Here is a 22,583-nt window from a genome sequence, read left to right on the forward strand (position 1 = left end):
TGGAATTGCTCTAGCGAGGCGTTACGGTGCGGACGATCAGTTGAACGAGCGCACCAGGCTGCCGACGAGCAGGTTCCAGCCGTCGATCAGCACGAAGAACAGGATCTTGAATGGCAGAGACACCACGGTGGGCGGCAGCATCATCATGCCCATCGCCATGGTGATGGTGGCGACGATCAGGTCGATGACCAGGAACGGCAGCACGATCAGGAAGCCGATCTCGAAGCCGCGCCGGATCTCGGAAATCATGAAGGCAGGCACCAGGATGCGCAGGTCGACGGTGTCGCGCGAAACGGTCTGCCCACGCTCGCGGGCGAGGTCGGCGAAAAGGTCGAAATCCTTATCGCGCACATTGTGCAGCATGAAGGTGCGGAACGGATCCGAGATCTTGTCGAAGGCCTCGGTCTGGCTGATCTGGTTGTCCATCAGCGGCTTGACGCCGGTGTTCCAGGCCTGGTCGAAGGTCGGCGCCATGACGTAGAAGGTCATGAACAGCGATAACGAGATTAGGATAAGGTTTGCGGGTGTCGATTGCAGGCCGATGCCGGCGCGCAGGATCGAGAAGGCGATGACGAAACGGGTGAAGCTGGTCACCATGATCAGCAGGCCCGGCGCCACCGACAGCACGGTCAGCAGGCCGAACATCTGGATGATGTAGCCGACGGTGGTGCCGTCGGCCTTGCCGATGCCGCCAAGGTCCAATTGCTGGGCCGCGGCAATCGATGTGGTGGCGCCGATCAGCGCCGCGGCGAGAAGGAACTTTCTCATTCGAGCAGCAATGTCCTGATGAGTACTTGCTTGGCATGTCCCTGACTGCGGATCGACGCGCGTTCGTCGAGATCTGCCTTCAGGTGCTGGTAGCCGCTGGCGCCCTCGATCTGGTGCATCTTCAAGGTGCGAACGAAGGCTAGAAGATCCTGATGGATGTCTTCCGACATGGCCGGCGGCTGCGGCGCGTCATAGACCACCGACACTTCCATCCTGAGCCAGGTTTCCGCAGGCGAGGCGATGTTGGTGGTGATCGGCGCCAGTACAACGAGCGTCGATCCCGTGCCAGGTTCATGCGTGGCGGCGGGCTCGGCCGTCTTGCCCTCATTCTCAGGCGCAGCCGGCACCGATGACGGTGCGCCGACACCCTTGAGATAGCCGCCCGACATCCAGCCCATGCCGATGGCGGCGGCCGTCACCACCAGCAGCATGGCGCCCTGGACGGCAAGGGAAGGACCCTTGCGAGGCTGAAGCTGTTCGACATTGGCCACGTTTTGCTTCCCAATCCTAGAACGGAAGAACCTGGTCGAGAACCTGCTGGCCGTAGGCGGGTTGCTGGACCTCGGTGATACGGCCGCGTCCGCCGTAGGAAATGCGCGCTTCGGCGATGCGTTCGTAGGGGATCGTGTTCTCGGCGCCGATATCGGCCGGCCGCACGATGCCGGCGATGGTCAGCACCCTGAGTTCGGCGTTGACACGCACTTCCTGCGAGCCTGTGATCATCAGATTGCCATTGGGCAGGACGTCGGTGACGATGGCCGCCACGTTGAGTTCCAACGTCTCGGATCGCTTTATCTCGCCATCGGCGGTCGTGTCGGTTTGGGAATTCAGTGCTCCAGCGCCTTTGCCGGCAGTGCTGCCGATCTTGTCCCATTGCGCGCTGATATCGAAGCCGAGCTTGCGGTTGGCGGTACGGCTCCTGTCATTCTGGTTCTTGAAGTTGGCGCGGTCGTTGATCTTGATCCTGACGGTCAGGATGTCGCCCTGCGACAGTGCCCGTGGGTCGGTGAACAGCCGGCTCTGGCGATCGTCCCACAGCGAGAATTTCTTGACCGGCGCGCGTGGCGTCTCGGGATATTTGTAAAGGGAGCCGGTATCGCCGCCGTCTATGCCCGAGCCGACCGGAGAGAGCGCCGGTTCCTTGCCGACTTCCTTGAGGTTGGTGCCGCAGCCGGACAGCGCCGCGACCGCGCACAGGACAAGCATTCTGCGGATCATGACGGATCTACCCTTCGAGCTGCGCTGGCCATGATGCCGGTGAGCGCCGCCGCCGCCTTCTGGTCCATTTCATTGAGGATGACGCTGGCCTTGCGTGAATCGAGCTTCATCAGGATGGCCGCGGCGAGGTCTGCGTTGACGATTGCCAGACGCTCGGCCGCGGCATCGGGCTTCATGCCTGCATAGATCTTGACGACGCCGTCTTCTGCCCGGGCCAGGAAGACCTCGCGCCGCTTCAGCCAGGTCTCGTATTCGGCCTTCTTTGCGTCCAGAGCCTTCATGCGCTCGTCGATGCCGGCCTGGAGCTGCTTCAGCTCCTCGGCCTGCAAGGCATAGCGGCGGTCACGGGCGGCATCGGCTATGTTTGAGCAAAAGCGCTCGATCTCGCTTTGGTCCGGTGCCTTCTGCCGTGTCAATTGCTGTGGCGCCACGGCGGGCTGCGCTCCGGGCAGAATCTGGCGAACGGTGTCCTCGCCGCGCGCGCTGCCGGCAAAGGACATGGCCGCAAGGGCAGCTGTGGCGAGCAGGATCGCGCCGGAGCGGCGTCTTTCATGGGGTGAGAGGGAAAGGATCATCGGCATCGCCTATTGGAGAACCAGATCGGCTTGCAGGGCGCCAGCCGACTTGATGCCTTGCAGGATGGCAATGATGCCGTCCGGCTTGACGCCGAGCCGGTTGAGGCCGGAGACGAGGGTCTGCAGGTCCGGCCCGTCCAGCACGGCGACACGCGCGTCCGGCCGGCTGGCATCGATGGCGGTGAATGGCTCGACGGCGGTTTCGCCCTTGGAGAAGGGTTCGGGCTGCACGACGCGCGGCGCTTCGGTAATGCGCACGGTCAGCGTGCCGTGGCTGATGGCGACACGCGAAATCTTGACGTCGTTGCCGATGACGATGGTGCCGGTGCGCTCGTCGATGACGACGCGGGCCGGCGTGTCGGACTCGACCACCAGATTCTCGATCTCGGCGTAGAAGCGCGCCGCCGAAACATTCTTCGGCCGCCTGATCTGCACGGTTCGGGAATCGCGCTCGCCCGCCACGCGCATGCCGAAGCGCTGGCTGGTGTAGTCGTTGATTGCGTCGGCGATGCGGATGGCCGTCGAAAAATCGGGATTGCGCAATTGCAGCGTGAGGATCGCCTGGTCGTCGAACTCGGCTTTCACCGAACGCTCCACGATGGCGCCGTTCGGCACCCGGCCGGCGGTCGGCACGCCTTGCGTCAATTGCTCGGCCTGCCCCTGGGCGGTGAAGCCCGAAACGATGACCGCGCCCTGGCCGACGGCGTAGATCTCCCCGTCCGCCGCTTTCAGCGGCGTCATGATCAGCGTGCCGCCGGCAAGCGAGGTCGCGTCGCCCATCGAGGAGACGTCGATGTCGATGCGCGCGCCCGACTGCACATAGGGCGGCATGTTGGCGGTGACGATGACGGCGGCGACGTTCTTGGCGCGTGCGCTGCCGCCTTCGGTGGCGATGCCGAGGTTTTCGAGCATGGCGCGGATCGATTGTTCGGTGAACGGCGAATTCCGCAGGCTGTCGCCCGATCCGGCAAGCCCGATGACCAGGCCGTAGCCGACGAGCTGGTTGTCGCGCGAACTCTGCAGCTGGGCGATATCCTTGATGCGCGAGGCGACCTGGCCAGGCGGCAGCGAGCTTGGCCCGGGCGAAACGCGGAACATGCGGGTGGTGGTGGCCGGATCATATTCGGGATCGTCGTAGACGCCGCCATTCCTGGCCGCGAGTTCGCGCTTGGCCTTGGGCGTCAGGCCGTCAGCCAGCGCCGGCTGCAGGCCGAGCAAGGCCGCCAGCAGAAGGGCAAGCGGACGCATCATGAAGCGCTGACCTGGATGGTTCCGTCGGCCATAACCGTGCCGGAGAGGATCTTGCCGCTGTCGCTGTTGCGAACCTTGATGAGGTCGCCGGCGGAACCTGGCTGCAACGTCACGGCTGTGGCCGATATCGTCAGGCCGCCCGAGATGAAGAAGACCTGCACTGCAGCGCCCTGTTCGACCAGCCACGCGTCGCGAATGGCCGTCGAAGGAATATAGCGGCCGGGCAGCAGCGTGCGCTTGGCGACCTTGCCCTGGAGTTGCTCGGCCACCGTTGCCATCGCCTCGGGCTTGTGCTTGCCCGGGATCAGGGTCACCTGTTTCAGGGCGGTGAGCTCGATGGTCTCGCCGGGATAGATGACCCGGTTGGGGATCAGCACGACCTCGCCGACGGCTTGATTGCTGGCGATCTGAGTGGCTGATTGATTTGCCGATTGACCTGCCGATTGGTTTGTCGATTCCTGGGCGAAAGCCGGCATGCCGCCGGTCACCAGCGCAAGGACGAGCGCGGTGCGGCGGAATGCGGAGCAGGAGATCGGCATGGCCATCGTTACCTGATGTTCTTGGAGACGACGGAGGCCATGTCGTCGGCGGCCTGAATGACCTTGGAGTTCATCTCATAGGCGCGCTGCGCCGAGATCAGCTCGGTGATTTCCTTGACCGGATCGACGTTGGAGGCTTCGAGGTAGCCCTGCTGGATGGTGGCGAAGCCGGGGTCGCCGGGGACGCCGACATTGGCCGGGCCGGAGGCGGTTGTTTCCTGGAACAGATTGTCGCCGAGCGGGGCGAGGCCCGCCTCGTTGGCGAAGTTCGCGATCTGAAGCTGGCCGAGGTTCTGCAGGTCGGTCTGGCCGTCGATGCGGGCGAAGACCTGGCCGGTCTTGTTGACGATGACCTCGACGGCATCGACAGGCACGTTGATGGCCGGAATGACACTGGCGCCGTCCACGGTCACCAACTGGCCGGTGGCGTTGGTGTTGAAGGCACCGGCGCGGCTGTAGAGCGTGCTGCCATCGGCGCCCTCGATCTGGAACCAGCCCCGGCCGGTGAGCGCCATGTCGAAACTGTTGCCGGTGCTGGTCAGTTCGCCCTGGGTGTGGACGTTGCGCACGGCCGTCGTCTTGACGCCGAGGCCGATCGAGACGCCTTCCGGCACCAGCGAGGCGTTGGAGCGGTTGGGCACGCCTTGCGTGCGGTCGACCTGATAGAGCAGGTCGGAGAATTCGGCGCGTGCCCGCTTGTAGCCGGTGGTGTTGATGTTGGCGATGTTGTTGGCGATGACTTCCAGATTTGTCTGCTGGGCATTCATGCCGGTGGCGGCGATGGCGAGTGCTTTCATGACCTACTCCTCAGATGCCCATACGACTGACTTCGAGATAGGCCGAAACGACCTTGTCGCGGATGGCGACGGCGGTCTGAAGCGCCTGCTGCGCGCTCATCACGGCATCGACGACCTGGCGGGTATCGGCGTCGCCCTTGAGCGCCTGCATCGACACCTGCTCGGCATTCTGCATCGTGCTGACGGTCTTGGAGGCGGCCTGGCTCAGCGCTTCGGCGAAGGACGTGCCAAGGTTACCGGGCGCCGCGGGCGCAACGCCGCCTTGAAGCAGGTCCGTCGCCGTGTCGCGCAGCCCAGGCTTCAGGTTCAGCGCGCCGATGCCGTTCACGATCATTGGTTCCTCATCAGGTCGATGGTCATGGAAATGAGGTCGCGCGCCTGCTTCACGACTTGCAGGTTGGCCTCGTAGGAGCGGTTGGCCTCGGTCATGTCGGCCATTTCGATCAGCACGTTGACATTGGGCATCTTGACGTAGCCCTTCTCATCGGCGGCTTCGTTGCCGGGCTGGAATTCGACGGGAAAGTCACTCGGGTCGCGGTCGATCGAGTTCACTTCGACGGTCGAGCTGCCCGAGGCCCTGTCGAGTTCGGAAACGAAGCTGATGGTCTTGCGGCGATACGGGTCGGAGCCGGGCGTGGTGCCGGTCGACTGGGCATTGGCGAGGTTTTCAGAAACAACGCGCAGGCGCTCGGACTGGGCGCCAAGGCCGGATGCTGCGACTTTCAGGGCTGCGGTCAGCGCGTCCATGGTCAGCTCTTAACCGCCATCATCATCATCGAGTGGAACGCCTTGACGATGGCCGTGTTGAGCTCGAAGGAACGGCGCACCTCGCCGGCCTTGAGAAGTTGGTCTTCGAGCACCACCGAATTCTTGGACGGCATGACAACACCGTCGTCTTCCTGCGGCTTGATGGCGAAGCCGGCATTGGTCGCGGCGCTGCCGAGATGGCCGGCCTGGGTGGCCTGCAGCGACACTGCGGCACGGTCGAGCACCTTTTCGAACGGCTCGACATCGTTTGCCGTGTAGCCCGGCGTGTTGGCATTGGCGATGTTGCCGGCGATCGCCGACTGGCGCACGGCCAGCCACTGCGCTTGCTTGGCGGCGAGATCGAAAAGGGAAACGGGCTCCATGGGAATCTCCGGGCAGATGCCCCAGAGACTAGGCCGCCAGTCTTGCGCGGACCTTGCGGACGACCGCTAAAGCGGGATGCTCAAAAGCGTGACTCGGTTTTCTCGGACAAACGGGCACCGTTTGTCCAGGCATCAGGCTTTACCCCTTTGATTTAGGGCAAACCGCGTCGACTACCTGGAAAGCTCGATCACCTGATTGGTGCTGGTGAGCATGACCCATTTGCCGTTGCGCTGTTCGATCGCCGACACCTTGCTGGAATCGGGCAATTTCGAGCCGCGCTGGACGAGCCACAGGCCGGTGTCGTCCTCGATCATGGCGCGGCCGTTGGCGACGTGGACCATACGGAATTTCGCGACGTCGGCCGGAAAGGGCTGATCGCCAGGCGGCGATGCCGGCCTTGAATCGTCCTGCACCGTTGCCGTGGCAAACAGGTCGAGATTGGCGTTGGGAACGTCCTTCGCCGTCAGCGGCGCACTGCGTTCGGCGACCATGCCGCCACCCTCGCGCCCCGAATTGGTGCCGGTGCCGCCGAACTTGATCGCCTGGACGCCGAACTGGTCCTGGTTGAAGAAGATGTACCAGGGAAACAGGGCGCAGGTGAGACCGAGCGCAATGCCGAGCGCGGCAATGACGACATCGCTTCGCCGGTCGGGCTTCTTGCCCACCCTGGGAAATTGCGCCTTTGGCGGCTGCGGCCACTCGGTGACGCGGAACAGGTCGTCGATCAGCAAGTTGCGGCTGGCCTGCGCCATCTCGGCAGCCTCTACATGAGGAACCTCGTGAAGGGTGGGCTCGACAACCCTGGGCGCAATAGGCTCGGCTCTGCCAGCCCGGGGCAGGATCGGCTTGACAGCCCTGGCCAGAACAGCCTCGGCCTTGGCGGCTATGGCGCGAGCGGCTTTTGTCTTGGCCGCATTCGCTTCCCGTGTCCTGGCTTCCTCCGCGGCGTTCGCGTCGGCGATCATCTCGCGCAGGACGCGCTCGGTGTACTGTCGTTCACTCTCCTGGTTCGGCATTCTGCTTTCCCTTGAGATGACGGGCAAGGTCGGAGAACGGATCGGTCGAAGGACGGTCCCTGGGCGACTGCGTCAGCGCCTCGTAGATCAGCGGCACCTGGCGCACGGCGATGTCGAGCTCGGCATCGACGCCACCCTGATAGGCGCCGAGCAGGCGAATGTCGCGTGTGTCCTCGAAGCGCGAGATCATCGACTTCAGCCGGGTCACCAGGGCGCGCTGCTCGAGGCTCCACGCCTTGCCGGCTAGACGCGATATGGACGACAGCGGATTGACCGGCGGATAGCGGCCCTGTTCGGCGATCGCGCGGTCGAGCACGACATGGCCGTCGAGGATGCCGCGCACGGAATCGGCGACCGGATCGTTGTGATCGTCGCCATCGACCAGCACGGAAATGATGGCGGTAATCGAGCCTTTTCCCTCAGCTCCTGGCCCGGCTCGCTCAAGCAGCTTCGGCAGTTCGGTGAAAACCGAGGCGGGATAGCCGCGGGCGACCGGCGGCTCGCCGGTTCCCGTCGCCACTTCACGCAACGCATGGGCGAAGCGGGTGATCGAATCCAGCACCAGGAGCACGCGGTGGCCCTGGTCGCGAAAATGCTCCGCGACCCGCATGGCGGTGTCGGGTGCGCGCCGGCGCATCATGGCGCTCTCGTCGCTGGTGGCGACCACGGCCACGGTCTTGGCCATGCTGTCGCCGATCGTATCCTCGAGGAATTCGCGGACCTCGCGGCCGCGTTCGCCGATCAGCGCCACGACGACGGTGTCGAAAGCGTCGGCACCGGCGAGCATGGCAAGCAGCGTCGACTTGCCGACGCCGGAGCCGGCAAACACCCCGAGGCGCTGGCCTAGGCACAGCGGCGTGAAGATGTCGATGACCTTGACGCCGGTCATGAACGCCGTGCCGACACGCTGCCGGGCCATGGCACCGGGCGTGGTGGCGCTGGCCGCCATGTCGTCACCCCTGACGAGCGGCGGGCCTCCGTCGATCGCCCGGGTCAGCGCATCTATGGTGCGGCCGCGCCACGAGCCGTGCGGAGCCACGGCGAGCGGGCCGCGGCGGAAGACGGCATCGCCGATACCGGCATCGGCACTGCGTTCGAAGGGGGCTACGACAACCTCGTCGCGGCTGATCTTGACGATTTCGCCGCGGCGCGCGCCGGCCAGGCCACGCTGCTCGACGATATCGCCCAACCGAGCGAAATCGGAAAGGCCGCGCACCTTGTAGTGCGTGGGCGTAACTTCGGTGACGAGGCCGCCACGCTTGACCAGCCCGTCGGCGCCGCTGAAGCGGCGCCATACACGCTCGAGCGCGGCCAGACGGTCTTCCGGCGCCGGCTGCGGCTGTCTCTCGGGTGCGCGGATGGATGGCTGTTCGAGCGACATGCTACTTCGAGCCGAGCGTCTTGATCGCCTCGTCTGTGGAGGAATCCGTCTGCCGCATCAGGGCCGCGGTGTTTTCGAAGGCACGCTGGACCATGATCAGCCGCGTCATCTCCAGCACCGGATTGACGTTGGACTCCTCGACGAAGCCCTGGGCGATGCCGACATCGGAGCGATCGGTGACCGGTTCGGGCGTGCGTGCCGGCACGATGCCCGAATTGCCGTAGCGCACGAAGTTTACGCCCGGATCGAAATTGTAGAGGCCGATCGAGCCGACAAGCTGGTCGTTCTGGCGCAGCGAGCCGTCGGCCCCTGCCTTGGGCGGGCCGTTGCGCGGGTCGAGCTGGATCGGCGCCCCGCCGGCATCGAGCACCGGATGGCCCTCGATCGACATCAGCTCACCATTCTCGTTCATGGAAAACCGGCCGTCGCGGGTCATGACGGGGCCGGCGGGCGTGTCGATGGCGAACCAGGCGTCGCCCTGGATGGCGAAATCGAATGGGTTGCCGGTCTCGTTCAGGGGGCCGTGGGCGCCGGAAAGATAGGTCTTGCCGGACGAAGCGAAGGAGACCGATTTCTGCCCGGTGCCGGACACCACGTCCTCGAATTTCACGCCCGTGGCGCGAAACCCGACGGTATTGGCGTTGGCGACATTGTCGGCGATCGTGTCGAGCCGGCGCTCGAGCGCCATTTGCGCGGAAAGGGCGACGTAGAGACTGTCCCGCATGGTCAGAACTTCAACTTCTGCATGGCCATCATCAGGTCGGTGGAGATGCCCGACGTGACCGGCTTGGCGAAGAGCACGCTGATCGACGACACCGTGGTCGAGGTCGGGTTGTTGATCTCGTACATGCTGGTGAAGCGGGTCAGGAACTTGGTGAGCTTCGCGGGATCGGTGAAATCCGTGAGGTCGAGCTTCTGCTCGAACAACTGCGCCTGCTTGTCAATATTGGCGGTGGCGAAGGAATCGGGCAGGCCGAGCGCGGTGCGCACGACGCTGGCAAGAGCCGTGTCGGCCAGCACGTCGTACCAGCTGGTTATGTCAGGCGCCTTGCGTTGGAAATAAAGGGCCAGCCGCACGCCCTGATTGGTCTGGCCGGCATCCTCTTCGAGCGTCTGGCGCAGATACTTGTCGACAGTTGGCTGCTGCGCCGGATTGATGGTGGTGGCGTTCTCGCCATTGGCTTCGAAATTGAAGGCCAAAGCCAGTCCCGCGTAAGCTGGGTTCGTCTGCTTGTTGGCGACACTGTCAGGATCGCTCACCTTGCTTTGCAGAACCTGCTTGATCAGGTCCTTGTCCTCGGTCGCGGAGTCTAGACCATATGCAGCCAGCGCGTAGGTGTAGAGCCGGCTGTTCGACATCAGATCGTCGACGGACTTCACCTTGGTGATGTTGGCGAGATAATAGGTCGTCTCGCCCTTCACATAGTCGGAATTCGGATCGAGACCGGCGATCTGCGCCTGCGTGGCGTAGTTCTTCGTCACCAGCTGCTGCGCCTTGTTGTAGATCGTCGCATCGGCGCCGTTGGCGGCAAAATTAAATGCGCTGACGAACTGGGCGTAGCGCTTGTCGGTCAGCTTGTTGGCGAAGCTGTCGGGATCGGTGACGCCTTCCTTGAGCGCCTTGACCATGAACGCCTTGGCGTAGTCCATGTCTTCAAGCCCGTAGGCCTTCATGGCATATTTGAACAACCGATCGTTTTTGACGAAATCGTCTATCGATTTCACCTTGGTGATGTTGGCGAGATAATATTGCGTGTCGCGATCGACCGTCGGCTGTTTCTCGATCCGGTCGATCGACTTCGAGATGTCTCTGGTGATCAACTGGTAGCTGGTAAAGGTATTGAGCAAGGAAGCGCCTCCGGCCGAAGCAATGCCAGCACAATAGCGCCACTTCCTTGCGCGAAACTGAATCGCCTCAATTCGGTTCCGTGACGGCTCCGATTCAAGCCTCACACAAGGCACGGGGACTATCCCTTGCACCTGATGTGAAATGCGGAAGGACCTGTCGTGGGCATTCTGATTGGACTGGTGGTAACGCTCGGCTGCGTCCTCGGCGGCTTCATGGCCATGGGCGGGCATCTGCACGTGCTGGTCCAGCCGTGGGAAGCCGTGGTCATCTGCGGCGCCGCACTGGGCACCTTCCTGGTCGCCAACCCGATGAAGACGGTCAAGGATACCGGCAAGGGCATCCTCGAGGCCTTCAAGCAGGCGGTGCCGAAGGAACAGGATTACCTGGAGACGCTCGGCGTGCTGCACAGCCTGATGCGCGAGCTGCGCTCGAAATCGCGCAGCGAGGTCGAGGCGCATATCGACAATCCGGAAGAATCGGCGATCTTCCAGGCCTTTCCGACCGTGCTCAAGAACCACGATTTGATGGCCTTCATCTGCGACTACTGCCGCATCATCATCATCGGCAATGCCCGCTCGCATGAGATCGAGGCGCTGATGGACGAGGAAATCCAGACCATCAAGTCCGACAAGATGAAGGCCTATCACGCGCTGGTCGCGGTCGGCGACGGCCTGCCGGCGCTGGGCATCGTTGCTGCTGTGCTTGGCGTGGTCAAGGCGATGGGCGCGCTCGACCAGTCGCCGGAAATCCTCGGTGGCCTGATCGGCGCCGCCCTGGTCGGCACGTTCCTCGGCATCTTCCTGTCCTACGCCGTGGTCGGGCCTGTGGCCACCAAGATCAAGACGGTGCGCGAGAAGAAGAACCGCCTCTATATCATCGTCAAGCAGACGCTGCTCGCCTACATGAACGGCGCCCTGCCGCAGGTGGCGATCGAGTTCGGCCGCAAGACCATCTCGTCCTATGAGCGGCCGACCATCGACGCCGTCGAGCAGAGCACGATGAACACCGGCGCCGCCGAGAAGAAGGCCGCCTGAGCGATGCACGACAGATCGGTGCCCACACGGTCATGACCAGTCCAGGCAGCCCCGCGCAAGCGCGCTCGCTGATCATAGAGCGTCTGGTCGGTGACAGCGGCGAGGCCGATCAGGTCATCGACGCCGGCCGTGCCATGGCCGAACGCGCCGTGCCGCTGCTGCAGAAGGGGCTGTCGAGCGGGCTTGGCGTCCCCGTCATCGTCGATCTCAAGGCGGTCGAGGTCAGCCGCGTTACCGAGGCGCGCTCGCGCGCCGGCGACAATTTCGCCATGACCGTGGTCGGCTCGCCGGCATCGTCGGACGCGATGACACTCGTCATCGACGCAGCCGCGATCGCGATCATGGTCTCCACGTTGTTCGGCGGCGACCCGGACATGCCGGTGTCGCCGATCGAGCGCGACCTGTCGCCGCTCGAGGCCGATGTCTCGACCATGGTGTTCCAGGAGGTAGCGCAGGCGCTGAACGGATCGGGGCAGCGCTCGCTCGAACTGCGACTGCCGGCCCCGCGGGCCATGTCCGGCATCGAGGCCAGGCGGCATGTTTTGCGTGACGGCGCGGCAATTCGCATCGTCCTTGGCATCTCGACGCCGGTCGACAGCGGCAGCATCACGGTGACGATGCCGCAGCGTATCGTGCTGGCCGGCCGCGACGGCATCGCCAGCGCCAGCGAGGCCGATCCCGGCACCAGTTGGCGCGCACGCTTTTCTGAAGAGGTGATGCGCTCGACGGTGGCGCTCGAAGCCACCATGCCGCTGGCGCGGCTGACGCTGGGCGACCTTGCGAAGCTGGAAGTCGGCCAGGTCATCGATTTCGAGGAAACGGCGCAATCGCGGGCTCGCCTCAGTGCGCGCGGCCAGACGCTGTTCGTATGCGAGTTCGGCAAGCTGGGGCAGAATTACACCGTCCGGATCAGGCATCCCTTCGATGCCGGGCAGGACTTTATCGATGGGTTGATGCCGGCTGGCGCCGGGCGCGCCTGAGCATTTTGGAGACGATTGATGGCCAAGACCAAGGCAGAACCAGACCTCGACCAGCCGGACGAGCAGCTCGACCGCGCCATCGAGGAATTGCGCGGGGTCCTGCATGAAGAGGAACAGCGCCCCGACGCAGCCTTCCGGGCCGCGGCAGGAGCCAATTCCAGCGTCATCATGAACATCCCCGTCGATGTCCAGATCATTCTCGGCAGCACCGAGATGGCTGTGTCCGACCTGATGGCGTTGCAGAAAGGGTCGACGGTCGCGCTCAACCGCCGCATCGGCGAACCGGTCGACGTCGTCGTCAACGGCCGCAAGATCGCGCGTGGCGAGATCACGGTGCTGGAAAGCGATCCCTCGCGCTTCGGCATCAGGCTGACCGAAATCATCGCCGGTACGAAGGGCGCCTAGACATGGTTTGCGGGGCTTGCCGGTGGCAGCGGAGGCGAGAGGCAATATGACGACGCCGGCGACCCTGACACGCGCACAGAAGGCGGCCGCCATCCTGGTGGCGATGGGCAAGCCGTCGGCCAGCCGTCTCCTGAAATTCTTCAAGCAGGAGGAGCTGAAGGCGCTGATCGAGGGTGCGCGGCTGCTCAGGACCATTCCACAGAGCGATCTGGAGCGCATCGTCGCCGAATTCGAAGCCGAGTTCACCGAGGGCGCGGGCTTGCTCGATTCCGCCGATAGGATGGACACGATCCTCAATGAATCGCTCTCGCCCGAAGAGATGAGCGCGATCATGGGCGACAAGAAATTCGAGGTCGCTCCGGAAGGCCCACCACCGATCTGGCCCGAGCTCGAGAAGCTCGAGCCGGCGCGGCTGGGTACGTTCCTGACCGGCGAACATCCGCAGACGGCGGCCATGGTGCTGTCGAAGCTGGCGCCGCAAACGGCGGCGGGGGTGCTTTTGACCCTGACCAAGCCGATGCGTGGCGAAATCATCAAGCGCATGGTGACCATGGCCAATGTTCCGGATGCCGCGGCCAGGATTGTCGAGAACCGGCTGCGCACCAGCGTGCTGGCCGAAACCTCGACCAAGGACACGTCGGTGGGGCAGGCGCGCGTCGCCAGCGTGCTCAATGAACTGGACAAGCCGCTGCTCGAGGAGGTCATGCAGGATCTGGAAGCCGCCGGTACGCCTGATCTAGACGGCGTGCGCGCGCGACTGTTCGCTTTCGACGACCTGCCGCTGCTTACGCAGAAGGCACGCGTGCTGCTGTTCGACGGACTGTCGACCGAACTTGTCACGCTGGCGTTGCGCGGCACGTCTGCGGCGCTCGCCGAGGCGGTGCTGTCGGCGATCGGCGCACGGTCGCGACGCATGATCGAGGCCGAACTCGGTGAGGGGTCGGAAGGCATCCCCGCCGCCGACATTACAGCGGCACGCAAGACCATCGTGACGACGACCATCCGTCTGTCGCGCGAAGGGGCGTTCGAGCTTCCTTCGACGCAGGACGCCGCCTAAGGCATGTCCGACGCCGTCGACAAGGATTCGAAAACCGAAGAGGCGACGGAAAAGAAGATCCGCGACACCATCGAACAGGGCAAGCTGCCCCATTCGAGGGAAACCGCGCTTCTCGCCTCCTTCGTCGCCATACTGGTGTTCACCGTCTTCTATGCCAAGGATGCCATCATCGACCTCGGCATGTTCCTGGCGACATTTCTCGAGAAGCCGGAAGCCTGGCCGATGGACACCGAGACCGATGTCATCGCGCTCTACAAACTCGTCATGCTGGAAGTGGGACGCGCCCTCGTCAGCCTGCTGGTGCTGCTGAGTGTCGCCGGCATCGGCGCCTCGGTGCTGCAGAACATGCCGCAAATCGTCGGCGAGCGCATCAGGCCGCAGTTTTCGCGCATCTCGATCGTCAAGGGCTGGAACCGCATGTTCGGTGTCCAGGGCTGGGTCGAGTTCCTGAAATCCCTGGGAAAGGTCGGCTTTGCCATTGCCGTGCTCTCCTTCACGCTGTCGGAGGATCACCGCAAGCTGCTCGCCGGGATGATCACCAATCCCGTTGCCTTCGGCCTCGTCATCCGCGGCATCGCGGTCGACATATTGGTGGCGATCGTCTTCGTCATGGGGCTGATCGCGGCGATCGACATCGTCTGGTCGCGCTTCCACTGGAAGCAGGACCTGCGCATGAGCAAGCAGGAGGTCAAGGATGAGTTCAAGCAGTCCGAGGGCGACCCGATCGTCAAGTCGCGGCTGCGCTCGCTGGCGCGCGACCGCGCGCGCAAGCGGATGATGACGGCGGTGCCGCGCGCGACGCTGATCATCGCCAACCCGACCCACTTCTCGATTGCGCTGAAATATGTGCGCGACGAGGATTCGGCGCCGCTTGTGGTGGCCAAGGGGCAGGACCTGGTGGCGCTGAAAATCCGCGAGATCGCCAGGGAACACAACATCCCGATCTTCGAGGACGTGGCGCTCGCCCGCTCCATGTACAAGCAAGTTTCGGTCGATAATGTGATCCCGTCGCAATTCTACCAGGCCGTCGCCGAACTGGTGCGGATCGTCTACTCGAAAAAGGCTGAGCGCAGACAGATTTCATGAACCGCCAACCGCACGCAAAATCCCGCGAGATCATCGTCGCCAGCGCCATCGAGCAAGTGGTGGGCGAACTGAGGCTGATCGATGTCGCCGACTATATCGCCTTCATCCGGCTGGAGCATTTCGCCTGCCTGTCGGATCTGGTCGATTCAGCGGCGGAGCTGTTCTTCATGCCCGGCACGCTCAGGCTCGGTCATGGCGGCGAGGCGCATGTCGACTGGAGCGGCAGCCCGCGCATCGTGCTCGACCTGGAACTGCGGCCACCCGGGGCGACGGTCTATTTCCAGCTGACGCTGAGCGAGAACGGCAACTCGGTCGTGGTCAACTACGTCTCGTTCGAGAAGCCGGGCGAAGATCCCGAGCACAACACGGCCTTGCTCGAGACCGTGATCGAAGAGGCGCGTATCCGCAGGGTCGAGCCGCTGGCCTTCTGATATCTACTTGAACCTCAACAGACCTCGACCGCTCTGATCGTTTCACTATTCGATCAAACCGAGCCGCAGCGCCTTGGCCACCGCCTGGTTGCGGTTGACGGCGTTGAGCTTCTGCGTCGACTGGGTCAGGTACTGGTTGGCGGTGTGCACCGACAGTTTCAGCAGCCGCGCGATCTCTTCGCTGGTGTTGCCGTTGGCGGTCAGCTTCAGGCATTCGAGTTCGCGCTTGGAGATGGCGCGCATCCTGCCGGCATCGCTCGGAAGGATCCGCGCGACAGCGGCGAACAGCGAAAAACAGCGGGCATGGATTTCGTAGAGCGTATCCTGGGGGAGGGCGATCTCCGATCCGAGGAAGACGACAAGACCGCACTGGCCGCGATCGGCATGGACGGGCAAGGCGATACCGCTGGTGCCGGGCGCCAGCGGCGCCATCTGCTCGGTCCAGGCGAGTTTACCGAACATCTCAGCCATAGCCGCGACGCCGTCATCCGCCCACCAGCGCGGCTCCGTCGAGTTTCGGGTGTGACGCACGATCTCCTCGCCATTGGCGCCCGAGATGAACTTCGTCGCCACCGCGACGCCGGGATAGTCGGAATCGAAACACGGGACCAGCCGTGCCCGCTCCGGTGACGGGCTGACGAAGAACAGGCCGAAGGCCGAGGCGTTGATGTCGACCGATATCCAGCGGCAGCGACGCACGGCATCGGGAATGGTGACCGCGTGATGCGTTTCGGAGCCGAGCGAGAAGGCGCCGAACGGGTTGCGCTGCTCGTTGAAAAGGGCTTCGGCTGCTTCCTTGATGTCGGCGTTTTTCAAATGATGCCACTCCTGATCGCCGTGGCGATGGCCATCGCGCGGTTGCTGGCGGCAAACTTCTGGATGGCGTGGGTGATGTAGCTGTTGACGGTGTTGGACGAGACGCCAAGGATGACGGCGACCTCATCTGTGGTCTTGCCCTCCGAGACCCAGAACAGGCATTCGCGCTCGCGGTCAGACAGCGGATCCTGCATGGCGGCGGCGGCGATCAGCTGCGGAATGTGCGAGAGCGCATAGCAGCACTTCAGTTGCGCCTTCATCAGTGCCGGCTGGTCGATCTTGCCGGCACTTGCCGCCGAGAACAGGGCGAACAGGCGCTGACGACCGACATTCAGCCGCAGCGAATAGATCTCGGCATGGCCGAGCACGTCGAGCAGGCGGGCCTCTTCGCCGGAGACCAGTCCATCCGCATCCGGCGCCTGCGCCGCCACCAGCGGTCTTGGACGGGTACCGGGCGCAACGGTGAGCGTGCCCTGGGCAAGGCCGGCGATCAGCCGCTTGCCGATCAATTCGATGGCGTCGAAGATCCAGTTCGAGGAGACGATGCGCGCGTCGTTGCGGTCCTGGTCATGGACCATGGCGACCAGCATGTAGCTGTCGGCGCCGATCTCGGCGGTCAATTCCATGAAAAAGCTGGTGAGATCACCGCGCGACGTCAGGCGCGAGCCTAGTGTGTCGGATTGAAGAAGCGCGGCGGGACTGCTCATCTGATGCTTTTGGCCGGAATCGATTCTGATGTCCGGATGCTGGAGAGCCAGCCGCCGAACCCGAAAACGCGTTACTTTTACGAGACACACACGAGGCGCGGGGCCGCGCCCAATCAGACGGAATCCATTCAGGGAACGCGAAGCCGTCCGCGTCTGGCGCCGGAAAATTTCCGGAACGTGAGACTTTGGGTGGTCGCCGCGCCCCCCGAGGACCGGCTGATTCGGTTCTAATCTACCCGCAGATGAATCCGACATCAAACGCGATTTGACAAAATCGAATCTGATGGACTCAGGTGCGACTCAGGAGGCGATTTTCGTAGCCTTCGAGGCGTGAAAATGTCGGGACTGTGCAAGCCGGCCATATCGGCGGCCGGCCCGTTGCGATAGATTCGAAAATGCCGAAGGGATGGGCATCTCCGGCAATCGAGCCTGTAGACGGCATGACTCACGAAGTCGTTACACAGGCTGATGGCATATTTGGGTTTCGGGGGGAAACTATGAGCGATTCATTTCGGGAAGTTACGTCCGTCTCGTGGTTCGGGCGGATCAAACGCGCGGTCGGCGGGGTCATATTCGGCCTGCTTCTCGTCGTGCTGATGGTGATCGGGCTGTTCTGGAACGAAGGCCGCGCGGTGCAGACGGCGCGCTCGCTGGCCGAGGGCGCCGGCGCCGTCGTCTCCACGGGCGCCGACAGTGTCGACGCCGCCAATGACGGCAAACTGGTGCATGTCAGCGGGCCGGTGACAGCCGATAGCGGGCTGTCGGATCCGGATTTCGGGATCGCGGCGCAAGGCCTGCGCCTGTCGCGCAGCGTCGAGATGTATCAGTGGAAGGAAGACTCCAAATCCGAGACCACCAAGAAGCTCGGCGGCGGCGAGGAGACGGAGACGACCTACAGCTATTCGAAGGTGTGGGACGACAGCCAGATCGACTCGTCGGATTTCAAGAAGCCGGATGGCCATCAGAATCCGCCGATGGCGATCCACAGCCGGACCTTCCAGATTCCGGAAGGCAAGCTCGTCGCCTTCGATCTCGATGCGCCAGTGCTGGATCGCATCGAGGGCGACAAGGATCTTTCGCTATCGCCAAGCCAGTCGGCCGCGATAAAGGCCGCCTATTCCGGGACGAAGCCGCTCAGCATCGTCGACGGCAGGATCTATCTCGGTACCGACAACACAACGCCGGCGCTCGGCGACTACCGCATCGGCTACGAGCTTGCGCCGCTCGGCGTGATCAGCATCGTCGCGCGCCAGGCCGGCAGCCGGTTCGAGCCTTACCAGACGGAAGCAGGCGATGCGCTGCTGATGGTCGATACGGGCCAGGTGCCAGCCGACAAGATGTTCGCCGAGGCGGTCAGCGCCAACACGCTGATCACCTGGCTGCTGCGTGCCGCCGGCCTGCTGCTTTTGACGATCGGGTTTGCGCTGTTCCTCAGCCCGATCGGCGTGATCCTCGACGTCATCCCGTTCCTCGGCAGCATGGCGCGGATGGGAACCGGCATCATCGCCTTCTTCCTGGCGATCCTGGTCGGCACGACGACGATCGCGATTGCCTGGTTCTGGTATCGGCCGGTTCTGGCGGTTGGCATCCTGGCCGCCGGCGTCATCGCCGCGGCGGCGGTCTATTATCTCGGGCGGTCACGCAAGCCAGTGGCGCCGATGGCCGCGCCAAGCACTGGCACCGCCGCGTAGCCTGCGAAAAGGGCGGCCACGCGCCCTTTTCTTTCGTGCCTGTCGCTGTGCTTGCGAGAAGGTCTACCGATCCTCGAAACCGGTCAGCACGCCGACGGCGTTGATGCCGATCTCCTCGACGGCATAGCCGCCTTCCATGACGAACAGCGTCGGCAGGCCGAGTTTGGCGATGCGGCGCCCGATCTTGGGATAGTCGGGGCTGGTCAGCTTGAACTGGCTGATCGGGTCCTTCTCGAAGGTGTCGACGCCGAGCGAGACGATGACGATGTCGGGCGCGTAGGCGGCGAGCTTCGCGCAGGCGTCCTCCAGCGAGGCGTTCCAGGCGTCCCAGCCGGTGCCGAAGGGCATCGGATAGTTGATGTTGAAGCCTTCGCCCGCGCCGGCGCCACGCTCGTCGGCGTGGCCGAGGAAGAACGGATACTCGACCATCGGGTCGCCATGCAGATTGAGAACCTGTACGTCGGCGCGATCATAGAAGATCTCCTGCGTACCGTTGCCGTGGTGGTAGTCGACGTCGAGGATGGAGACACGGCTTGCGCCCTGGTCGCGGAACCATTGCGCCGCGACGGCGGCGTTGTTGATGTAGCAATAGCCGCCCATGAAGCCGGCGCCGGCATGATGGCCGGGCGGACGGCAGAGCGCGAAGGCGGACCTTTCGCCGGCCTTGACCAGGCCGGCGGCGGTGAGCGCCACGTCATAGGACGACTTGATCGCCGTCCATGTGCCTTCGACGAAGGTGGCGCCGGCATCGAAGGAATAGTAGCCGAGCAGCGCATCGACACGCTTCGGCGGCACGTCGCCGCGCAGGCCGCGCGTCGGCCAGGTGAAGGGCATCGCCGTGCCCTCGTGACCGGAAGCCACCCACTGCGGCCAGACTGTCGGCAGGAAGTCGATATAGTCCGATTTGTGAATGCGTTTGGCGGCCGCAAGATCGTGCTCGAGCGGCAGGACGATCGGACCGAGCTTCTCGCTTTCGACCCGCGCCTTGATGAATTCGGCGCGCGAGGGCTTTTCAAAACCCGGCACGATCGCTGATGTGACCAGTTCCATCTGGCCGGCATGGCCGGCATGAAGCGGCGAATAGACAGTCTTCATAAAATTCCTCTCGAAATGCGAAATCAGTCAAGGTTGAGGTAGGGGGTCACCAAAGCGAGCCACATTCTTTCCACATCGTCCTCGATGAGGTCATATGTCTTGCGATCTCTTTTCAGCCCCACGAGCCGGCAGGCGTGCCCGACGTCCATCATCAGCACGCCGAGCCGGCTGGCGATCTCGTCTTCAAGGGCTGGATTCACATGCTGCAGCCATGCGGCGTACAGCGCGATGATCTGCTCGTCATATTCGTCCTGGATCGGCCTGAGGTCGGCGTTGCCGGAAATGGCCTCGATCACCGGCATCAGGGTGGCGTTGTCGCGATAGAGCGTGGACGTGTCGATGAAGAGCTTGCGCACTTCCTGGCGAAACTCGTCGCGGTTGGTGGGCGGCACGACCTCGATGCGCCTCGCGATCACCTCGGGAAAGGAGGACAGCCAGCGCCGGGCGAGGTCCAGGAGAATGGCTTCCTTGTTGGGAAAGTATTGGTAGACCGAACCGACCGACAGGCCGGCGCGCCGGGCAATGGCGAGCGTCGTCGGCGCCTTGGTTCCCTGCTCCCGCGTCAAGACCAGCGCCGCGTCGAGAATCCGGTCGACCACCTTGCTCGACCGCTGTTGCCGCGGCTGCTTGCGCGGTTCGAGCGCCATCCTGGTTTCGCGGCTGAGACTGCGCTTCACTGCTCGATGTCCTCGTTCCCTGCCGGGTCTCAATACGGGTGCAGGTGCTGTCCAATACATTCGAAATTCGGTACGTTGACAAACGCGAATAATTAGTCGCATTCTTTTATCCACGCTGTTTTCAGGGATCACAAGGGGAATTTCCAGAGACAGCGCACTGGCATCATTTTTCGTCCGATAGCGCCGCTGCGGTGACGTGGCAGGTTGTCGGACAAGAGGATTGCCGGTCTCAGTCAGTCGTCAAAGCGCGGAGTCGCGATGTCTGTCACAGGTGCGGGTCACAATGCGGATCTGATCGTCATCAATGGTCATGTGCTGACCATGGACGATGACAATCCCACCGCCGAGGCCGTTGCCGTCAAGGACGGCACCATCATCGCCATCGGCGGCCGTGCCTCCATCGAAGAGCTCAAAGGTCCGGTCACAAAGGTGATCGACGCCAAGGGCGGTTCGGTGATCCCGGGCTTCATCGAAGCCCACATGCATCTGTTCTCCGGCGGGGCCGAGCTCGCGCATCTTCAGCTTGGCGGTGTCCATGGCTTCGAGGCGTTGCAAAAGGCGATCCGCGACTATGCGCCGACACGGCCACATGCCACGATGCTGGTCGGGCAGGGCGTCGACTACACCGTGCTTGGCAGCGAGCGGGTGACGCGCCACCATCTCGACCAAATCCTGCCGGACCGGCCCTTCTGCATGGCTGCGCCCGACCATCACACGATGTGGGCCAACACCAGGGCGCTGGAGATGGCCGGCATCCTGCACGGACGCACGCTTGGTCCGGGCAACGAGATCGTCATGGGTGACGATGGGCTGGCAACGGGTGAATTGCGCGAGGGCGAGGCCTTCGGTCCGGTGCTCGACCTTGCCGGCGAGAGCCGGGTGCGGCTGGGGCTGGCGACAGGCGGCGAGCCGGACCCGATGCCGTCGGCGGAAGAACGCGCCGCCGACCGCGACATCATGCGGCGTGGGCTTGCCTGGTGCACGCGCCACGGCATCACCTCGATCCAGAACATGGACGGCAATCTCTACCAGCTCGAGCTGCTGGCCGAAATCGACGCCGCGGAAGGCTTGCCCTGCCGCGTCCAGATCCCGTTCCACTACAAGAATTTCATGACGCTCGACATGCTCGACAAGGCGTTCGTGATGAACGAGCGCTACAACAGCGAGTGGCTGTCTTCGGGCATGGTCAAGGTGTTCTACGACGGCGTGCTCGATTCCTGGACGGCGGTGATGGTCGAGCCTTATGCCGATCGCACCGACTGGGTCGGCGAGCCGCTGTTCACGCCGCAGCAGTTCATCGATCTGGCGGTTGCCGTCGACAAACGTGGACTGCAGATTGCCGTGCACTCGATCGGCGACGGCGCGGTCCGCGCCGTGCTCGACGGCTACGAGGCGGCGCAAAAAGCCAATGGCAAGCGCGACAGCCGGCATCGCGTCGAACATATCGAGGTCACAACCGCATCGGACGTGCCGCGCTTCGCCGAACTCGGTGTCATCGCCTCCATGCAGCCGCCGCATCCGCCCGGCGCCATGGATTTTCCGCTGGAGCCGACCGTGTCGCGCATCGGGCCGGCCCGTTGGCCGCTGAGCTATGCCTGGCGGACCTTGAAGAATGCCGGCGCGCATGTCGTGTTCGCATCGGACTGGCCGGTATCGCCGATCGATCCGATCCTGGGCATTCAAGCGGCAGTGATGCGCAAACCATGGGCAGAAAGCGACCCGGACCAGAGCTTCTCGCTGCATGAATCGCTTGCCGCCTACACGGTGGAGGGTGCCTATGCGGAGTTCGCCGAGCACCGCAAGGGTATGCTGAACCCAGGCTATTTGGCCGATCTGGTGGTTTTATCTGCCGATATCGAGAAGACGGCGCCGGCCAATCTGCACAGACTGCGGCCGGTGACGACGATCTGCGGCGGCAAGGTCACCTATCAGGCCTGACAATGGCATGCGGCTTGCTAGCCGAATGAATGACTACTGAACTGTGATTCAATGCCGGACTTGCCAACCTACCGGCCGTGTGGTCACATCCAACAGGGGAAAAACCTCGCCAGCAAGAGCGGGGTCAACAGTGAGGCGTAT

26 protein-coding genes are annotated in these 22,583 nt (G+C 63.6%); 8 read left to right on the top strand and 18 right to left on the bottom strand.

Annotation, left to right across the window (positions count from 1 at the left end):
* Window positions 1-36 precede the first annotated feature (36 nt).
* The 14 genes from fliP to LB568_RS16500 form a co-directional block, all read right to left on the bottom strand.
* Window positions 37-768: a flagellar type III secretion system pore protein FliP gene (gene fliP / locus LB568_RS16435; RefSeq protein WP_013893208.1), complete on the bottom strand. Its 732-nt coding sequence runs from the start codon at window positions 766-768 to the stop codon at window positions 37-39.
* Window positions 765-1,259: a flagellar basal body-associated FliL family protein gene (locus tag LB568_RS16440; RefSeq protein ID WP_041164049.1), complete on the bottom strand. Its 495-nt coding sequence runs from the start codon at window positions 1,257-1,259 to the stop codon at window positions 765-767. The genes fliP and LB568_RS16440 overlap by 4 nt, the downstream gene beginning before the upstream one ends.
* Window positions 1,260-1,275: 16 nt before the next feature.
* Window positions 1,276-1,986 carry a flagellar basal body L-ring protein FlgH gene (gene flgH / locus LB568_RS16445; RefSeq protein ID WP_013893210.1) on the bottom strand — a complete coding sequence of 237 codons (711 nt, stop codon included), beginning with the start codon at window positions 1,984-1,986 and terminating at the stop codon, window positions 1,276-1,278.
* On the bottom strand, window positions 1,983-2,567 hold the full coding sequence (locus LB568_RS16450; RefSeq protein WP_224730637.1) for a MotE family protein: 585 nt from the start codon (window positions 2,565-2,567) through the stop codon (window positions 1,983-1,985). Before LB568_RS16450 ends, flgH begins: the two co-directional genes overlap by 4 nt.
* A 3-nt stretch (window positions 2,568-2,570) precedes the next feature.
* Window positions 2,571-3,812: a flagellar basal body P-ring protein FlgI gene (locus LB568_RS16455; RefSeq protein ID WP_013893212.1), complete on the bottom strand. Its 1,242-nt coding sequence runs from the start codon at window positions 3,810-3,812 to the stop codon at window positions 2,571-2,573.
* On the bottom strand, window positions 3,809-4,357 hold the full coding sequence (gene flgA / locus LB568_RS16460) for a flagellar basal body P-ring formation chaperone FlgA (RefSeq protein WP_224730638.1): 549 nt from the start codon (window positions 4,355-4,357) through the stop codon (window positions 3,809-3,811). Before flgA ends, LB568_RS16455 begins: the two co-directional genes overlap by 4 nt.
* A gap of 2 nt (window positions 4,358-4,359) precedes the next feature.
* Window positions 4,360-5,148, bottom strand: coding sequence for a flagellar basal-body rod protein FlgG (gene flgG / locus LB568_RS16465; RefSeq protein WP_224730639.1), 789 nt, complete (start codon window positions 5,146-5,148; stop codon window positions 4,360-4,362).
* Window positions 5,149-5,158: 10 nt separating this feature from the next.
* Window positions 5,159-5,482 (bottom strand): flagellar hook-basal body complex protein FliE, encoded by a 324-nt coding sequence (locus LB568_RS16470; RefSeq protein ID WP_224730640.1) that lies wholly within the window; start codon window positions 5,480-5,482, stop codon window positions 5,159-5,161.
* Window positions 5,479-5,895 (bottom strand): flagellar basal body rod protein FlgC, encoded by a 417-nt coding sequence (flgC, locus tag LB568_RS16475; RefSeq protein WP_013893216.1) that lies wholly within the window; start codon window positions 5,893-5,895, stop codon window positions 5,479-5,481. The genes LB568_RS16470 and flgC overlap by 4 nt, the downstream gene beginning before the upstream one ends.
* A gap of 2 nt (window positions 5,896-5,897) precedes the next feature.
* Window positions 5,898-6,278: a flagellar basal body rod protein FlgB gene (gene flgB / locus LB568_RS16480; protein WP_013893217.1), complete on the bottom strand. Its 381-nt coding sequence runs from the start codon at window positions 6,276-6,278 to the stop codon at window positions 5,898-5,900.
* A 171-nt stretch (window positions 6,279-6,449) separates the two neighbouring features.
* A complete protein-coding gene (locus tag LB568_RS16485; protein WP_224730641.1) occupies window positions 6,450-7,295 on the bottom strand; it encodes a hypothetical protein in 846 nt (281 codons plus the stop codon).
* Complete coding sequence (fliI, locus tag LB568_RS16490) at window positions 7,276-8,676, bottom strand: flagellar protein export ATPase FliI (protein ID WP_224730642.1); 1,401 nt, start codon at window positions 8,674-8,676, stop codon at window positions 7,276-7,278. The genes LB568_RS16485 and fliI overlap by 20 nt, the downstream gene beginning before the upstream one ends.
* A 1-nt stretch (window position 8,677) precedes the next feature.
* Complete coding sequence (gene flgF, locus LB568_RS16495; RefSeq protein ID WP_013893220.1) at window positions 8,678-9,400, bottom strand: flagellar basal-body rod protein FlgF; 723 nt, start codon at window positions 9,398-9,400, stop codon at window positions 8,678-8,680.
* 2 nt (window positions 9,401-9,402) lie between these two features.
* Window positions 9,403-10,524 carry a DUF1217 domain-containing protein gene (locus tag LB568_RS16500; RefSeq protein ID WP_224730643.1) on the bottom strand — a complete coding sequence of 374 codons (1,122 nt, stop codon included), beginning with the start codon at window positions 10,522-10,524 and terminating at the stop codon, window positions 9,403-9,405.
* Between the two features lie 159 nt (window positions 10,525-10,683).
* On the opposite strand from LB568_RS16500, the gene motA reads away from it, so the two are divergent.
* Genes motA through LB568_RS16530 form a run of 6 tightly spaced genes read left to right on the top strand, consistent with a single transcriptional unit; the run spans window position 10,684 to window position 15,518 of the window.
* On the top strand, window positions 10,684-11,559 hold the full coding sequence (motA, locus tag LB568_RS16505; RefSeq protein WP_013893222.1) for a flagellar motor stator protein MotA: 876 nt from the start codon (window positions 10,684-10,686) through the stop codon (window positions 11,557-11,559).
* 32 nt (window positions 11,560-11,591) lie between these two features.
* Entirely contained in the window at window positions 11,592-12,539 is a 948-nt protein-coding gene (locus tag LB568_RS16510) for a FliM/FliN family flagellar motor switch protein (protein ID WP_224730644.1), read from the top strand.
* Window positions 12,540-12,557: 18 nt separating this feature from the next.
* On the top strand, window positions 12,558-12,944 hold the full coding sequence (fliN, locus tag LB568_RS16515) for a flagellar motor switch protein FliN (RefSeq protein WP_013893224.1): 387 nt from the start codon (window positions 12,558-12,560) through the stop codon (window positions 12,942-12,944).
* A 46-nt stretch (window positions 12,945-12,990) separates the two neighbouring features.
* A complete protein-coding gene (locus LB568_RS16520; protein ID WP_224730645.1) occupies window positions 12,991-14,001 on the top strand; it encodes a flagellar motor switch protein FliG in 1,011 nt (336 codons plus the stop codon).
* Window positions 14,002-14,004: 3 nt separating this feature from the next.
* Window positions 14,005-15,087, top strand: coding sequence for a flagellar biosynthesis protein FlhB (flhB, locus tag LB568_RS16525; protein ID WP_013893226.1), 1,083 nt, complete (start codon window positions 14,005-14,007; stop codon window positions 15,085-15,087).
* On the top strand, window positions 15,084-15,518 hold the full coding sequence (locus LB568_RS16530; protein ID WP_013893227.1) for a hypothetical protein: 435 nt from the start codon (window positions 15,084-15,086) through the stop codon (window positions 15,516-15,518). The genes flhB and LB568_RS16530 overlap by 4 nt, the downstream gene beginning before the upstream one ends.
* A 45-nt stretch (window positions 15,519-15,563) precedes the next feature.
* Here the strand turns inward: LB568_RS16530 and LB568_RS16535 are convergent, their stop codons facing one another.
* Window positions 15,564-16,334, bottom strand: coding sequence for a helix-turn-helix transcriptional regulator (locus LB568_RS16535; protein WP_224730646.1), 771 nt, complete (start codon window positions 16,332-16,334; stop codon window positions 15,564-15,566).
* Window positions 16,331-17,041, bottom strand: coding sequence for a helix-turn-helix transcriptional regulator (locus LB568_RS16540; protein ID WP_013893229.1), 711 nt, complete (start codon window positions 17,039-17,041; stop codon window positions 16,331-16,333). The genes LB568_RS16535 and LB568_RS16540 overlap by 4 nt, the downstream gene beginning before the upstream one ends.
* A 497-nt stretch (window positions 17,042-17,538) precedes the next feature.
* Between LB568_RS16540 and LB568_RS16545 the strand changes: the two genes are divergently transcribed.
* Window positions 17,539-18,732: a TMEM43 family protein gene (locus tag LB568_RS16545; protein ID WP_224730647.1), complete on the top strand. Its 1,194-nt coding sequence runs from the start codon at window positions 17,539-17,541 to the stop codon at window positions 18,730-18,732.
* Window positions 18,733-18,795: 63 nt separating this feature from the next.
* Here the strand turns inward: LB568_RS16545 and LB568_RS16550 are convergent, their stop codons facing one another.
* Window positions 18,796-19,827 carry a histone deacetylase family protein gene (locus tag LB568_RS16550; RefSeq protein WP_013893231.1) on the bottom strand — a complete coding sequence of 344 codons (1,032 nt, stop codon included), beginning with the start codon at window positions 19,825-19,827 and terminating at the stop codon, window positions 18,796-18,798.
* Between the two features lie 23 nt (window positions 19,828-19,850).
* Window positions 19,851-20,504: a TetR/AcrR family transcriptional regulator gene (locus LB568_RS16555; RefSeq protein ID WP_013893232.1), complete on the bottom strand. Its 654-nt coding sequence runs from the start codon at window positions 20,502-20,504 to the stop codon at window positions 19,851-19,853.
* Window positions 20,505-20,762: 258 nt separating this feature from the next.
* Between LB568_RS16555 and LB568_RS16560 the strand changes: the two genes are divergently transcribed.
* Entirely contained in the window at window positions 20,763-22,442 is a 1,680-nt protein-coding gene (locus LB568_RS16560; RefSeq protein WP_224730648.1) for an amidohydrolase, read from the top strand.
* Window positions 22,443-22,583: the final 141 nt, after the last annotated feature.

The sequence above is a fragment of the Mesorhizobium sp. B263B2A genome, from assembly GCF_020165775.1.
GTDB classification, from domain to species: domain Bacteria; phylum Pseudomonadota; class Alphaproteobacteria; order Rhizobiales; family Rhizobiaceae; genus Mesorhizobium; species Mesorhizobium opportunistum.